Genomic DNA, 12,341 nt, shown 5'->3' with positions numbered 1-12,341 from the left:
GCTCATCGGTCGGTCCAGTGCAGGAATCGTTCGAACAGTTCGGTGGGCGGCGTGGGCGGCAGAATCTTCACGGCCTCCTCCAGGGCGTCCCACCTCACGATCCGCAGCTGTACCGCATCGTGGCCGCCCGGGAAAATCACCGCAACAATCCAAAGGCTGAAATCCTGGTCGATGCCTTGGTTTTCGCGATATCCGCGTGTACCTATTCCAGGAAGGCGCACGGAGTATTCCAGGAGAGGACGGTGCCCGTGCTCGAAGCCACCCCCAGCTCCGGATCGACGGTTCCTCGACGCCGACTCGGGCGGTTTCTGCGGCGATATCGAGGGGCCGCCGGAAAAACGATCAAGGACGCGTATGAACACATCGAGTGCTTTCAACAGAAAATCTGGCGACTCGAGAAAGGTGCTCCGACCTTGAGGCGGTGATGACGGCCGAGCGGCCACGGATTCCCGTCGAGGAGTTCGGTCGGAGAATCAGGGTCAAACAAGAACGTCAGGTGCTTTTGACGCGAGGCTTCCCGCCACCACCGCAACTGGATGTGATCATGGCCGAGGCTGTGATCCGGGCAAAGATTGAAACGCCGGGCGCCATGCAGCAGCAACTGTGGCACCTTCTCAAAGCGACAGACGAGTTGCCGCACCTACGATTGCGCGTCTTACCCTCCGTAGGCCCGCACTCAGCTGCCGCCTCCGGCGGTTTCACCATTCTTGAGTTTCCGCCAAGTGACCGCGGCAGCAGCGAGCCCCCTACGGTCTACAGCGAAAACATCACCGGGGCGCTCTATCTTGATCATCAGATTTAGGGGATACATCGTCATGACCAGCAATAACATGACATGGCGCAAAAGCAGCCGATCCACTGCCAGCGGTGATTGTGTCGAAGTCGGCACTGTCTGGCGCAAGAGCAGCCGGTCTAACGCCAACGGTGACTGTGTTGAAGTGGCCGACAATCTCCCCGATGTCGTGGCAGTTCGGGACAGCAAGGATCGGGACGGCGGCACACTGACGTTCACCACGGCGCAGTGGGCGGCATTCATCAGCGGCATCAAGAACGGCGAGTTCTGAGGGCAGGGCCCGACCGCCAGGCCGGGCCCGCTCCTACTCGGCGTCGATGGCGGCGGCCGACTCCCCCACCGTGAGGCGGGCGTCGTCGGGCACGTTGCGCTTCACCACGGCCAGCGCGATCATGCCCAGCTCGTGGTGGCGCACGGCGGTGCCGACGAAGCCGACGGCCCGCCCGTCCAGCTCCACGGCCGTGCCTCGGGCCGGCGGGTGGTCGGTGGCGACCCCGTCGAGGTGCAGCAGAACCTGGCGGCGCGGCGGACGGCCCAGGTTGTGCACCCGGGCGACCGTCTCCTGACCGCGGTAACACCCCTTCTCGAGGTGTACGCCGGCCGCCATCAGCCCGATCTCGGCGGGAATCGTCCGGTGGTCGGTCTCCCAGCCCAGACGCGGGACGCGGGCCGCGACCCGCACCGCCTCGTAGGCCCAGAGCCCGGCCGGCGCCACGCCCAGCTTCTCGACGACGGCCGCCTTCGCGGACCGTGGCACGAGCAGGTCCACGCCGAGCGGCACGCGACGGGCCAGGCCGCCTTCGCATGCCCGTACCGAATAGAGCGAAGTGGCCTGGGGTGGAACGGACCCGGCGGCGAACCGGCTCGCCGGAACCGCGCTGACCCGAGCGGCCGCGAGGTCCGGGAAGAGCTCGGCCGCACCGGGGCCGACCAGCGACAACACGGCGATCTCGGCGCTCGCGTCCCGGGGCTCGACCCGGGTGAAGAAGCGCATCATCTCCAGGTACTTCAGCAGGCCCGCACCGGCGCCGGGCTCGGTGTCCAGCCACGCGGTCGTCCCGTCCTCGGTGACGAAGGCGTGCTGCTCGACATGCCCGTTCGGCGAGAGGACCAGCAGCTCGCTGCCCTGACCCGCGGTGAGCCCGGACAGGTGCTGGGTGGTCAGCGTGTGCAGCCAGCTCGCCCGCTCCTCGCCGGGAACCGCGATCACCTCGCGGTTCGACCGGTCGACCAGGCCCACCCCGGTCTCCAGCAGGCGCTGCTCGCGCATCGGGTCGCCGAAGTGCGCGGGCACACCGGCGTCGGCCGAACCGGGGTCGAGGTCCTCGACCATCACGACGGTCACTCGGACTCCTTGCAGTTGCCGCACAGGCCGAAGAGGGAGACGTGCCCGACGTCCACCCGGAACCCCCGCTCCCGCAGGAGCTGCCCGGTGACCGGGTCCATCACCGCCGGATCGACCTCGGCGATCGATCCGCACGACCGGCACACCAGGTGGACGTGCTGGTCCTCGCCGGCCGCGTGGTACGTCGGCGAACCGTGCGAGAGATGGGTGTGGTTGACCAGCCCCAGCTCCTCGAGCAGCTCGAGGGTGCGGTAGACGGTCGTGATGTTCACTCCGGCGGCCCGCTCACGGACCGCGTTGTGCACCGACTCCGGTGTCGCATGACCGAGTTCGTGCACCGCTTCGAGGATCAGCTGACGCTGTGGGGTGAGTCGCAGGCCCCGCTCCCGGAGCATGGCGGCTAGCGATGTGGCGGACACGTTACGAGCATAGTTCGCTGGATCTCCCGCGGTGTCCCGCCACATCGGTGCCGAAGGTCGCTCAGCCGCCGATCCGCAGCAGCCGGGCCGACATGTGCGGGTGCAGCTTGCTGTTGTCGACGGAGATCTCGTGCGCATAGAGCAGCGCGCCCTCGACGATCCCGAAGAGCCGGTGCCCGCCGGTCACGTGCAGACCCGACGGCGTGTAGGCGACCGCGTCGGCCGTCATCTCCAGCCGGGTGTTGTTCGCCTTGCCCAGGTAGAGCTCGGCCACCCCGTCCGGCCGGATCATGGTGGCTTCCATCTCGTCACCGGGGCGGTCGTCGACCAGCACCGGACGCCAGAACCCGGACTCGACGAGCGCCCGCCCGATCGGCTTCGACTCGTCGTCGAGCAGCCAGGCCCGCGACTCGTAGCGCAGGAACGACCGGCCGTCGTGACTGATCCGGATCTCCTGGGCGAAGTTGTAGTCCTCGTCCACCGGGAACCCGCCCTGGCCACGGCCCCGCCACAGGCCCACGAAGGGCAGCAGGCCGAGCAGCGACGGATGCAGGTCCGGGCCGGACCGCAGGTCGTGTGTGTCCTCGTAGGGATAGGGGTCGACCGGAGGCGCGTGCAGCCACGGTGGCGGGCCCAGTGGGTTTTCCGTCTCGCTGCCGCTCACCAGCGCCCCCTCGAAATACGCATTGCCAGATAGCCGAATCCGCCGGCCAGCCCACCCAGGGCGGCGACCAGCAGACTCACGAACCCGATCTCGGTAACCATGTCCGGCCCATCTTATGCTGGCCGGTATGGCACGTTTGCTGGTCGTCAAGGCCACCGCCGGCGCCGATGCGCCGGAACGCTGCTCGCAGGCCTTCAACGTGGCGAGCACGGCGGTGACCGCCGGCATCGGCGTCTCCCTGTGGCTCACCGGGGAGTCCGCGTGGTTCGCCCTGCCCGGCCGGGCCGCCGAGTTCGACCTGCCGCACGCCGCACCCCTGCCCGACCTGCTCGACGTCCTGCTGGCGGAGGCCCGGGTCACGCTCTGCACGCAGTGCGCGGCCCGTCGCGGGATCGGCCCCGGCGACGTCATCCCCGGCATCCGCATCGCCGGGGCGGCGGTCTTCGTCGAGGAGATCATGTCGGAGGGCGCGCAGGCCCTCGTCTACTGACGGCAGCCGGTGGTCAAGCTCACCTGCCACCGCCCACCCTCGGTGGTCACCACGACCGATTCAGACCCGATCCGGTACGCCCATGCGCCCGGCTCCACCCACACCGGCAGCGTCCCCTCGGGCATGCCGAGCGGCTCGCTGTCCGGCTGGGCCGCTCCGCCGTCCGCCACGAACGTCGCCGCGGTCCCCCCGTCCGGACAGGCGACGGCCCGGGTCTCGCCCGTGCTCGGGCCGCCGTCGGCCGTGCTCGGACCGCCGTCGGCCGGGCTCGGGCCACCATCGGCCGGGCTCGGGTTGCCATCGGCCGGGCTCGGGTTGCCATCGGCCGGACTCGGTTTGCCGAGGGCCGCCAGCGTCTCGGTCAGCAGCTCCGGGGCCGGTCCGGAAGCCGGGTCGGCCCGGTCGAGCCGCTCCACACCCGGCCGGCACCCACTGGAGATCAGGATTCGCAGCACCTGGTCGGCGGACGACGCCTCGGCCGTGACCCCGACGAACTCTCCGGCATCCGCGAACAACGACAACCGGGTGGCGCCCCGGGTCACCGTCATCCCGGCCCGGTATCCGGCCGGAAGCCCGGCCGCGATGCCGTCGAGCGCCGCCCGGGCCTCCCCCTCCGGCACGTAGACGGTCACCTCACGGCTGATCTCGGCCCCGTCCCACGCCGGGGTGAGCGCGCACTCCTCGACCCGCAACGCCCCGAGCCGCAGTGCCCACTCACCGCCCTGAGCTGCCGAGACGACCGCCCCGGCGGCCTCCCGCAGCACCGGCAGCGCCTGTCCGGCGTCCCGCTGCTCCGGCACCGTGGGCGGATCGGAACGCACCGACCACAACCCGCCGCCCAGCAGCAGCACAGCCCAGGCGGTGACCCCACCGATCATCCATCGACGCCGCACCGCCCCTGTCACGGCAGTCATGGTGACACGTGCGCCCGGCGGAACCCTAGGTGAGGGACGCATACTCCGGGGACCGAAGGAACCGCTCGATCATCTCAGCGCTGCCCGGGGTGAACGGCCGGTCGAGCACCTCGGCCGGCGGCACGAAAACCATGGCCGCTCCCTCGCCGAGCACCACGTCCTCCTGCCGCGCGGAGGTGGCCCCGTAGAAGTAGTTCTTGACGCGCTCCTGCTCGGGCAGCTCCTGCCGGGCGAAGAGCCGCAACCGCCCGTCGACACGCAGCCGGGTCTCCTCCCACAACTCCCGGGCCGCGCCCTGCTCCGGCGTCTCCCCCGCTTCGATCGCCCCGCCGGGAAGCCCCCACACGTTCGGAAAGTAGGGCGCCTTGTCATCACGCAACTGCAGGAGCAGAGCCCCGTCCCGATCCACCACGAACGTGCAGGCGATGAGAAGCACCAGCGTCCCTCCATTTCAGACCATCAGTGCGGCCCATCTTCCCCGGCCGGCTCCCGGCCGGACAGTCCGTCAGGTCTGGGCCAGGCGGCGGAGGGCGCCCTCGGCGACGTCGGGACGGGTCGTGTACCAGAACGGGGGCAGGGACTTGCGGAGGAAGGAGCCGTAGCCGCGGGCCGTCTCCAGGCGGGAGTCGAGGACCGCGACCACGCCCTTGTCGCCGGTGGAGCGGATCAGACGGCCGACCCCCTGGGCCAGGCGGACCGCCGCGATCGGGACGCTGACGGCGGAGAAGCCGGAGCCGCCGGAGGCGTCCACGGCGGCCGAGCGGGCGGCGGCCAGCGGCTCGTCGGGGCGCGGGAAGGGCAGGCGGTCGATGACGACGAGCTGACAGGCGTCGCCCGGCACGTCGACGCCCTGCCACAGCGACATCACCCCGAAGAGGCAGCTGGCCCGGTCCTCCTTGAACTTGCGGACCAGGATCGGCAGCGTCTCCTCGCCCTGCAACAGGATCGGCAGGTCGGTCTTGGCGCGCAGCAGCTCGGCGGCCTGGGTGGCGGCCTTGCGGGAGGAGAAGAGCCCGAGAGTGCGCCCGCCGAGCGCCTCGACCAGCCGGAGCAGCTCGGCCGCTGCCGCGTCGGGCAGGCCGGACGCCGCGGGCCTGGGCAGGTGCGCTGCAACGTACAGAATGCCCTGTTTGGGATAGTCGAAGGGTGACCCGACGTCGAGGGAGGTCCACCCGTCTCCGGAGGAGGCGCCGTCGGCGGCCGCGGGCAGCCCGAGCGAGCGGGCCACCGTGTCGAACCGGCCGCCCAGGGTGAGGGTGGCCGACGTGACCACCACGGTGCGGTCCTTGTAGAGGCTCTCGGAGAGGGTGCCGGCGACCGACAGCGGCGCCACCACGAGCGCACGGCGGCCGTGGCCCATGTCGGACTTCTCCACCCAGGCGACGTCGTACGCATTCTCCTCGAGCAGCCGCTGAGCGGTGCCGGACAGCTCGTCGAGGACCGCCTTGGCCTGCTGTTTGCCGACCGGGTCGGCGTCGTCGGCCTTGATCTCGCCGATCGCCGACAGCCCGGACCGGGTGGCCAGCTCCAGGGTCGTGACGGCGCGCCGCAGCGCCTCCGGAAGGCCGTCGGTGAGCCGGCCGGCGGGCACGTCGGCCAGGCCCACGGTGAGCGCGTCGGCGGCCTCGGCCAACTGTTCGGCGGCGGCTTGCGGGATCAGGGTGCGGGCGCGGCGGCCGGCCCGCTCGAGGGCCTCCGGGGTGAGCTCGGCCTGGGCGGCGGAGGAGACCCGGTCGGCGAGCTCGTGCGCCTCGTCGACGACGAGCAGCTTGTGCGGCGGCACGATCTGCCGGCCGGCGAGCATGTCGACGGCGAGGAGGCTGTGGTTGGTGACGACGATGTCGGCTTCGCGGGCCCGGGTGCGGGAGGCCTCGGCGAAGCACTCCGCCCCGTACGGGCACCGGCCGGCCCCGACGCAGTCGCGTGCCGGCATGGACACCTGCCGCCAGGCCGTGTCGTCGACGCCGGGGTCGAGCTCGTCGCGGTCGCCGGTCTGTGTCTTCTCGGACCAGGCGCGGACCCGCTGGATCTGCTTGCCGAGCCGGCCCGCCTCGCCGAGCCACTGGCCGGCCTTGGGCGCGGGGGCGGCGTCGAACAGGGTGTCGGTGGGCCCCTCCTCGTCGGCGTGCTCGAGCTTGGCCACGCAGAGGTAGTGGTGGCGGCCTTTGAGCACGGCGAACGTGGGTTTGCGCCCGAGCACCGGCTGGACCGCCTCGGCGAGCCGGGGCAGGTCGTGTTCGACCAGCTGGTTCTGCAGCGCCAGGGTGGCCGTGGAGACCACCACCGGGCCGTCGACGAGCAGGGCCGGGGTCAGATAGCCGAGGCTTTTGCCGGTGCCCGTGCCGGCCTGGACGAGCAGGTGCTCACGGTCCTTGATCGACTTCTCGATGGCCTCGACCATGGCCTGCTGACCTGGGCGGGTGGCTCCTCCGGGAACCGCGCCGACGGCGGCGGCGAGGAGCTGTCCGGCGGTGGTCTTCTTCTTGGCGGCTGCGGGCACGGTGGAACCGTACCCGCCACCACCGACATATCCGGGTCACCGCTAGGGTGCAAGCCATGCCGAGCGAGATGGTCCGGGTCATCTACACGAAGTACGACGGTTCGGCTCATCGTGACTACCCGGCCCGCCGCCTCGCCGAGGACGACCTGGGCATCTGGGTCGGCGTGACGCGCGGCACAGCGTCGGTATACCACGGCCGCCCCTCGGTGGAGCAGATCCCGTTCGTCCTGTTGATCCCGCATCACGCCTGGTGGACCGGGATGTTCAACCCACCCCCGCGGACCAGCGAGGTCTACTGCGACATCACCACCCCGGCCCGCTGGGAGGGTGACACGGTGCACATCATCGATCTGGATCTGGACGCGGTCCGCCGCCGCGAGACCGGCCTGGTCGAGTTGCGCGACGAGGACGAGTTCGCCGAGCACCGGGTCGCGTTCGGGTACCCGGAGGAGCTCGTGGAGCACGCCTACTCCGCGTCCCACTACCTGCTCGGGGTGCTCGGCGACGGCACCGAGCCGTTCGCCTCGCACTACCGCAAGCACCTACTCGAAGTCACCGAGGACTAGCTTCTCCGGGTTCTGCTGGCTGAAGATCCCGGTGATCCGCCCGTCGTCGACGGCGACGCCGAGCGCCACCCGGAGCCCTTCGCCCCGGATCAGCATCGCGGCCCCGCCGCCGACCAGCACCGGTTCCATCGTGACGTCCCGGACGGCGGCGAATTTCCGGGCCAGCCCGAGATAGAACCGGGCCACCTTCTCCGCGCCGAGGATGGGCCGGAGCGCGGACCGGACCACCCCGCCGCCGTCGCTGATCGCGACCACGTCCGGGGCGAGCACCGCGGCAAGGGTACGAAGATCGCCGTTCTGTGCCGCGGCGAGGAAGGCGTCGAGCACCCGGCGCTGTTCGGCCGGCCCGGCGGTGTGCCGGACACCACCGCCGGAGACCGCCCGGCGGGCCCGGGAGGCGTGCTGGCGGGCCGCCGCCGGTGTGCCGTCGAGCACCGCGGCCACCTCGCCGAACGGCACACCGAACGCGTCGTGCAGGACGAACGCGACCCGCTGCTCCGGGGTGAGCCGTTCCAGCACCACGAGCAGCGCGAGGCTGACCTGGTCGGCGATCTCGGCCCGGTCGGCGGGGCCGGCGTCCGGTTCGATCACGAAGGCGGGCAGCCACTCGCCGGGGTACGCGGTACGGCGTACCCGGGCGGAGTTGAGCTGGTCCAGGCAGATCCGGCCGGTGACCGTGGTGAGCCAGCCCCGGGCGTCCCGGATCTCGCCTTCGGGCTGTTGCGCGTAGCGCAGCCAGGCCTCCTGGACCGCGTCCTCGGCCTCGGCCCGGTTGCCGAGCATCCGGTAGGCGACGGCCATCAGGTAGGGGCGGTGGGTCTCGAACTCGGTCACGGTCGGCGACGGCATGAAGGAAATTCTGCGGGAGATTGCCGGTTCCGGGCAGTCGACTGTGCCACAGTATGAAACACCCATAAAGTACGAATCGGATGGTGCGTGTTGCAGGACATGGCGACTCTCGCCGGCGGCCTGGCCGGTCTCGCCGGAGCCGGTGGCGCGGTCTCGGTCGCGGTACTCCGCCGTTCCCGCCGCTCCTGGTTGACCTCCGGGCACGCGCTGACCGGGCCGGCCCTCGCCGACCCGCTGCCCGCGGTGCTCAAGCTCGGACTGGGCGGGATGACCGTACGGGTCTTCCCCGGCCCCCGCGGCGAGCTCTTCCTCGGGCCCGGCGCCCCACAGCCCGGCCGCACCCTGCGCCGCCTGGTGCTGGGCCCGCTCTTCAACCGGGCGATCGCCGCCAACGGCCGGCTCTGGCCGAACCAGCAGACGCCGTTCCGGCTGGTGGTCGAGTTCGGCGGGCAGAACCGGGACCCGCAGGCGCTGCTGCGCGCCTACCGGATGCTGGACCGGCAGCTGCGCGACCACGCCGACCTGCTCAGCCGCAGCCGCGACGGGGTGCTGACCGCGGGCGCGGTGACCGTCACGGTGACCGGCGTGGTCGACGTGCGTGACCTGCTCGCCGCCCAGCCCGAGCGGTACGCGTTCGCCGACGGCACCTTCGACGACCTGGGTTCCCGCTCCGCCCCGCCGGATCTGGTGCCGATGGTGAGCGAGTGCTGGAGCTGGCGGTTCGGGTGGGACGGCCAGGATCCGATCACCGCCGAGGAACGGCACCAGTTGCACGCGCTGGTCCGGGCCGCGCACGACGACGGGCGTACGGTCCGGATCTCCGGGCTGCCGGACGGCTCCCGCAAGGCCCGCGCGGCGGTGTGGAGCGAGCTGGGAGCGGCCGGTGTGGACGTGATCGCCGACGGCGACCTGACCGGACTGGCCCGGCACCTGCGGCGGAACCCGGTCAGCGGAACACCGCGGCCGCATCTTCCGACCCGGGCGGTACGCCGAACCGTCCCGCGCCCGAACGCACCCCGCGCGGTCGTACATCACGAACAGGTTTAAGCCCGTCGCGAAGGGTGAACCCGCGTGGACCGATAGCATGCCTCCGGAGATCCATCCACAAGACCGTCGATCGAGGTCCGCGCCGTGAAGTTCTCATTCCGTCCCGTCGAGGGCGCCTTCTACGAACTCTTCACCAAGGCCGCGTCCAACCTGGTGAAGGGAACCGAACTGCTCAACGAGCTCGCACTGCCCGGAGTGGACGTCCAGTCGGTCGCCGACCGGCTGAGCGACGTGGAGCACGACAGCGACTCGATCACCCACGAGCTGTACAAGAAGATCAACTCCACCTTCATCACGCCGTTCGACCGGGAGGACATCTACTCGCTCGGCTCCCAGCTGGACGACGTGATGGACCACCTGGAGGCGGCCGGCAACCTGCTGTACCTGTACGGGCTGACCGACCTGCCGTCGCTTCCGCGGGAGATGCACGAGCTGGTCACCGTGCTGGACCAGCAGGCGAAGATCACCGCCGAGGCGATGCCCCGGCTGCGCTCGATGAAGGGCCTCGAGGACTACTGGATCGAGATCAACCGTCTGGAGAACGACGGCGACCGCGCCTACCGGATGCTGTTGGTCCGGCTCTTCTCCGGGGAGTACGACGCCCTGACCGTCTTGAAGATGAAGGAGGTCGTCGACGAGCTGGAGGCGGCCTGCGACGCCTTCGAGCACGTGGCCAACACGGTCGAGACCATCGCGGTCAAGGAGTCCTAGACCTTGGATCCCGAATTCATAGCGGTCGTGGCGGTGATCGTGGCCGCGATGGCGTTCGACTACACGAACGGCTTCCACGACGCCGCGAACGCCATCGCCACCAGCGTGAGCACCCGGGCGCTGACCCCGCGGGTCGCGCTGGCGATGGCCGCGGTCGGCAACTTCATCGGCGCCCACCTGGGCACCGAGGTGGCCAAGACGGTCGGTGACGGCCTGGTCGACCTGCCGACCGGGATCGCCAGCCTCGGCGTCGTGTTCGCCGGCGTGCTCGGCGCCATCGCCTGGAACCTGATCACCTGGTATTTCGGGTTGCCGTCCAGCTCGTCGCACGCGCTCTTCGGCGGCCTGGTCGGCGCCACCCTCTTCGCCACGGCCGGCGAGGTCCAGTGGGACAACATCGTCAACAAGGTGCTCATCCCGATGGTGGTGTCGCCGGTGGTCGGGCTGATGCTCGGCTTCGCGATGATGGTCGCGATCATGTGGATCTTCCGGCGCGGCCACCCGGGCCGGCTGAACCGCGGCTTCCGGTGGGCGCAGACGGTGTCGGCGGCGGCGATGTCCGTCGGGCACGGCGTGCAGGACGCCGCTAAGACGATGGGCATCGTGGTGCTGGCCCTCTACACCGGCGGCATCCAGGACGACCCCACGCACATCCCCGAGTGGGTGTACTGGACGTCCGCGACCGTGCTGGCGGCCGGCACCTACTCCGGCGGCTGGCGGATCATCCGCACCCTGGGCCGCAAGATCATCGACCTGGGCCCGTCCGAGGGGTTCGCGGCCGAGACCGTGGCCAGCTCGGTGCTCTACTTCAACGCCCTGGTGCTGGGCGCGCCGATCTCGACCACGCACACCATCACCTCGGCGATCATGGGCGTGGGCGCGACGAAGCGGCTCAGCGCGGTCCGCTGGAACGTGGCGGGCAACATCGTGATCGCGTGGATCACGACGTTCCCCGCCGCCGCGTTCATCGCCTGCGTGATCTACTTCGTGGTCCGGCCGCTGTTCAGTCCGTGAACCGGTAGGCCACACCGATCTGGTCGCGCAGCGCGTCCAGCAGGGCCATCACCTCGAGCGTGGTGGCCTGCGAGACCAGCGGGCTCTCCAGCTCACCGGCGAGCAGGCAGCGCTGCACCTCGGCCGCCTCGAACTGGTAGCCGCTGCCCTCGAAGGGGAACTCGAACGTCTCCGGGGCGCGGTCCGGCCGGTTCAGCACGAACGAGCGCGGCACGAAGAAGCCGACCGGCAGGTCGATCCGCCCGGCGGTCCCGGTGATCGAGGCCGCGTTCCGGCTGGCGCCGTTGATGCTGCACGTCAGCGCGGCCACGGCGCCGGCCTCGTAGCCCAGCAGGACGCCGGTGTTCTCGTCCACCCGCTCCGGGGTCAGATGCGACCAGGCGTGCGCCGAAGCCGGCGCACCCAGGATCAGATGCGCCAGATGGATCGGGTAGACGCCCAGGTCGAGCAGCGCGCCGCCGCCCAGCCGGGGATCACGCAGCCGGTGCGTGGCCTCGAACGGGCCCTGGAGCCCGAAGTCGGCGTGGATGGCGCTGACGTCACCGATCGCGCCGCCGGCGATCAACTCGGCGATCTTGCGGATCGCCGGGTTGCAGCGCATCCACATGGCCTCCATGAGGAACACCCCACGGGCCCGGGCCGCCTCGATCAGCGACGTGGCGGAGGCCAGATCCACGGTGATCGGCTTCTCCACGAGCACCGCCTTGCCGGCCTCCACGCAGAGCATCGCGGCGTCCAGGTGGAAGGCGTGCGGCGTGGCCACGTAGATCACGTCGACGCCGTCGTCGGCGGCCAGGTCCGCGTACGAGCCGTGCGCCCGGGCGAACCCGAACCGCTCGGCGAACGCCTCGGCGCCCGCGAGGTTCCGCGAGCCGACCGCGGCCAGTTCGGCGCCCGCCACGAGAGGCAGGTCGGCCGCGAACGTGGCGGCGATCCCGCCGGGTCCGAGGATCCCCCAGCGCACCTTCTGTCCAGTCATGATCGATACCGTATCGCCCGGACCACCCGTGGTGGCAGGATCGACCGGTG

General features: G+C 70.7%; 18 protein-coding genes. 8 read left to right on the top strand and 10 right to left on the bottom strand.

Annotation, left to right across the window (positions count from 1 at the left end):
- Window positions 1–2: 2 nt before the first annotated feature.
- Complete coding sequence (locus tag J5X75_RS44570; protein ID WP_238489043.1) at window positions 3–377, bottom strand: hypothetical protein; 375 nt, start codon at window positions 375–377, stop codon at window positions 3–5.
- On the opposite strand from J5X75_RS44570, the gene J5X75_RS46420 reads away from it, so the two are divergent.
- From J5X75_RS46420 to J5X75_RS24075, 3 genes are read left to right on the top strand one after another with little or no spacing between them, the layout of a single operon-like run.
- Window positions 342–425 carry a hypothetical protein gene (locus tag J5X75_RS46420; protein WP_372450943.1) on the top strand — a complete coding sequence of 28 codons (84 nt, stop codon included), beginning with the start codon at window positions 342–344 and terminating at the stop codon, window positions 423–425. The genes J5X75_RS44570 and J5X75_RS46420 overlap by 36 nt on opposite strands.
- Entirely contained in the window at window positions 425–802 is a 378-nt protein-coding gene (locus tag J5X75_RS24080; protein ID WP_238489108.1) for a Scr1 family TA system antitoxin-like transcriptional regulator, read from the top strand. The genes J5X75_RS46420 and J5X75_RS24080 overlap by 1 nt, the downstream gene beginning before the upstream one ends.
- Before the next feature lie 28 nt (window positions 803–830).
- Window positions 831–1,064, top strand: coding sequence for a DUF397 domain-containing protein (locus J5X75_RS24075; protein ID WP_208469891.1), 234 nt, complete (start codon window positions 831–833; stop codon window positions 1,062–1,064).
- Between the two features lie 33 nt (window positions 1,065–1,097).
- Here the strand turns inward: J5X75_RS24075 and ygfZ are convergent, their stop codons facing one another.
- From ygfZ to mtfM, 4 genes are all read right to left on the bottom strand, one after another.
- On the bottom strand, window positions 1,098–2,126 hold the full coding sequence (gene ygfZ / locus J5X75_RS24070) for a CAF17-like 4Fe-4S cluster assembly/insertion protein YgfZ (protein ID WP_208469890.1): 1,029 nt from the start codon (window positions 2,124–2,126) through the stop codon (window positions 1,098–1,100).
- An 8-nt stretch (window positions 2,127–2,134) separates the two neighbouring features.
- A complete protein-coding gene (locus J5X75_RS24065; RefSeq protein WP_208469756.1) occupies window positions 2,135–2,557 on the bottom strand; it encodes a Fur family transcriptional regulator in 423 nt (140 codons plus the stop codon).
- Between the two features lie 61 nt (window positions 2,558–2,618).
- Window positions 2,619–3,221: a heme-binding beta-barrel domain-containing protein gene (locus tag J5X75_RS24060; RefSeq protein WP_208469755.1), complete on the bottom strand. Its 603-nt coding sequence runs from the start codon at window positions 3,219–3,221 to the stop codon at window positions 2,619–2,621.
- Window positions 3,218–3,322: a small membrane protein MtfM gene (mtfM, locus tag J5X75_RS45555; protein ID WP_043533180.1), complete on the bottom strand. Its 105-nt coding sequence runs from the start codon at window positions 3,320–3,322 to the stop codon at window positions 3,218–3,220. The genes J5X75_RS24060 and mtfM overlap by 4 nt, the downstream gene beginning before the upstream one ends.
- A gap of 14 nt (window positions 3,323–3,336) precedes the next feature.
- On the opposite strand from mtfM, the gene J5X75_RS24055 reads away from it, so the two are divergent.
- Complete coding sequence (locus J5X75_RS24055) at window positions 3,337–3,711, top strand: DsrE family protein (protein WP_208469754.1); 375 nt, start codon at window positions 3,337–3,339, stop codon at window positions 3,709–3,711.
- On the opposite strand, the gene J5X75_RS24050 is transcribed toward J5X75_RS24055, so the two are convergent.
- The 3 genes from J5X75_RS24050 to J5X75_RS24040 all read right to left on the bottom strand — a co-directional run bounded on the left by J5X75_RS24050 (window position 3,705) and on the right by J5X75_RS24040 (window position 7,026).
- Window positions 3,705–4,625, bottom strand: coding sequence for a hypothetical protein (locus J5X75_RS24050; protein ID WP_238489041.1), 921 nt, complete (start codon window positions 4,623–4,625; stop codon window positions 3,705–3,707). The genes J5X75_RS24055 and J5X75_RS24050 overlap by 7 nt on opposite strands.
- 25 nt (window positions 4,626–4,650) lie before the next feature.
- Window positions 4,651–5,061, bottom strand: coding sequence for an NUDIX hydrolase (locus J5X75_RS24045; RefSeq protein WP_307798230.1), 411 nt, complete (start codon window positions 5,059–5,061; stop codon window positions 4,651–4,653).
- A 69-nt stretch (window positions 5,062–5,130) separates the two neighbouring features.
- On the bottom strand, window positions 5,131–7,026 hold the full coding sequence (locus J5X75_RS24040; RefSeq protein ID WP_238489100.1) for an ATP-dependent DNA helicase: 1,896 nt from the start codon (window positions 7,024–7,026) through the stop codon (window positions 5,131–5,133).
- Between the two features lie 155 nt (window positions 7,027–7,181).
- Between J5X75_RS24040 and J5X75_RS24035 the strand changes: the two genes are divergently transcribed.
- The gene (locus J5X75_RS24035; protein WP_208469752.1) at window positions 7,182–7,691 is read left to right on the top strand and encodes a DUF402 domain-containing protein; all 510 of its coding nucleotides are present in this window, start codon (window positions 7,182–7,184) and stop codon (window positions 7,689–7,691) included.
- On the opposite strand, the gene sigJ is transcribed toward J5X75_RS24035, so the two are convergent.
- A complete protein-coding gene (sigJ, locus tag J5X75_RS24030) occupies window positions 7,668–8,540 on the bottom strand; it encodes an RNA polymerase sigma factor SigJ (protein WP_208469751.1) in 873 nt (290 codons plus the stop codon). The genes J5X75_RS24035 and sigJ overlap by 24 nt on opposite strands.
- Before the next feature lie 99 nt (window positions 8,541–8,639).
- On the opposite strand from sigJ, the gene J5X75_RS24025 reads away from it, so the two are divergent.
- From J5X75_RS24025 to J5X75_RS24015, 3 genes are all read left to right on the top strand, one after another.
- Window positions 8,640–9,587, top strand: a complete 948-nt coding sequence (locus tag J5X75_RS24025; RefSeq protein WP_208469750.1) for a PI-PLC domain-containing protein — start codon at window positions 8,640–8,642, stop codon at window positions 9,585–9,587.
- An 84-nt stretch (window positions 9,588–9,671) separates the two neighbouring features.
- Window positions 9,672–10,298 (top strand): DUF47 domain-containing protein, encoded by a 627-nt coding sequence (locus J5X75_RS24020; RefSeq protein ID WP_208469749.1) that lies wholly within the window; start codon window positions 9,672–9,674, stop codon window positions 10,296–10,298.
- Between the two features lie 3 nt (window positions 10,299–10,301).
- Complete coding sequence (locus J5X75_RS24015; RefSeq protein WP_208469748.1) at window positions 10,302–11,312, top strand: inorganic phosphate transporter; 1,011 nt, start codon at window positions 10,302–10,304, stop codon at window positions 11,310–11,312.
- Here the strand turns inward: J5X75_RS24015 and J5X75_RS24010 are convergent.
- A complete protein-coding gene (locus tag J5X75_RS24010) occupies window positions 11,302–12,291 on the bottom strand; it encodes a Gfo/Idh/MocA family protein (RefSeq protein ID WP_208469747.1) in 990 nt (329 codons plus the stop codon). The genes J5X75_RS24015 and J5X75_RS24010 overlap by 11 nt on opposite strands.
- Window positions 12,292–12,341 lie beyond the last annotated feature (50 nt).

The organism is Actinoplanes flavus, assembly GCF_017592555.1.
GTDB lineage: Bacteria > Actinomycetota > Actinomycetes > Mycobacteriales > Micromonosporaceae > Actinoplanes > Actinoplanes flavus.
This window is presented reverse-complemented; position numbering and strand designations above follow the sequence as displayed.

Excerpts from the sequence above, each read along its gene's own strand:
- J5X75_RS24075 (WP_208469891.1), top strand. The coding sequence starts at position 831 with ATGACATGGCGCAAAAGCAGCCGATCCACTGCCAGCGGTGATTGTGTC.
- J5X75_RS24050 (WP_238489041.1), bottom strand. The coding sequence starts at position 4,625 with ATGACTGCCGTGACAGGGGCGGTGCGGCGTCGATGGATGATCGGTGGG.
- ygfZ (WP_208469890.1), bottom strand. The coding sequence starts at position 2,126 with ATGGTCGAGGACCTCGACCCCGGTTCGGCCGACGCCGGTGTGCCCGCG.
- sigJ (WP_208469751.1), bottom strand. The coding sequence starts at position 8,540 with ATGCCGTCGCCGACCGTGACCGAGTTCGAGACCCACCGCCCCTACCTG.
- J5X75_RS24010 (WP_208469747.1), bottom strand. The coding sequence starts at position 12,291 with ATGACTGGACAGAAGGTGCGCTGGGGGATCCTCGGACCCGGCGGGATC.
- J5X75_RS24025 (WP_208469750.1), top strand. The coding sequence starts at position 8,640 with ATGGCGACTCTCGCCGGCGGCCTGGCCGGTCTCGCCGGAGCCGGTGGC.
- J5X75_RS24040 (WP_238489100.1), bottom strand. The coding sequence starts at position 7,026 with ATGGTCGAGGCCATCGAGAAGTCGATCAAGGACCGTGAGCACCTGCTC.
- J5X75_RS24035 (WP_208469752.1), top strand. The coding sequence starts at position 7,182 with ATGCCGAGCGAGATGGTCCGGGTCATCTACACGAAGTACGACGGTTCG.
- mtfM (WP_043533180.1), bottom strand. The coding sequence starts at position 3,322 with ATGGTTACCGAGATCGGGTTCGTGAGTCTGCTGGTCGCCGCCCTGGGT.
- J5X75_RS24080 (WP_238489108.1), top strand. The coding sequence starts at position 425 with ATGACGGCCGAGCGGCCACGGATTCCCGTCGAGGAGTTCGGTCGGAGA.
- J5X75_RS24055 (WP_208469754.1), top strand. The coding sequence starts at position 3,337 with ATGCTGGCCGGTATGGCACGTTTGCTGGTCGTCAAGGCCACCGCCGGC.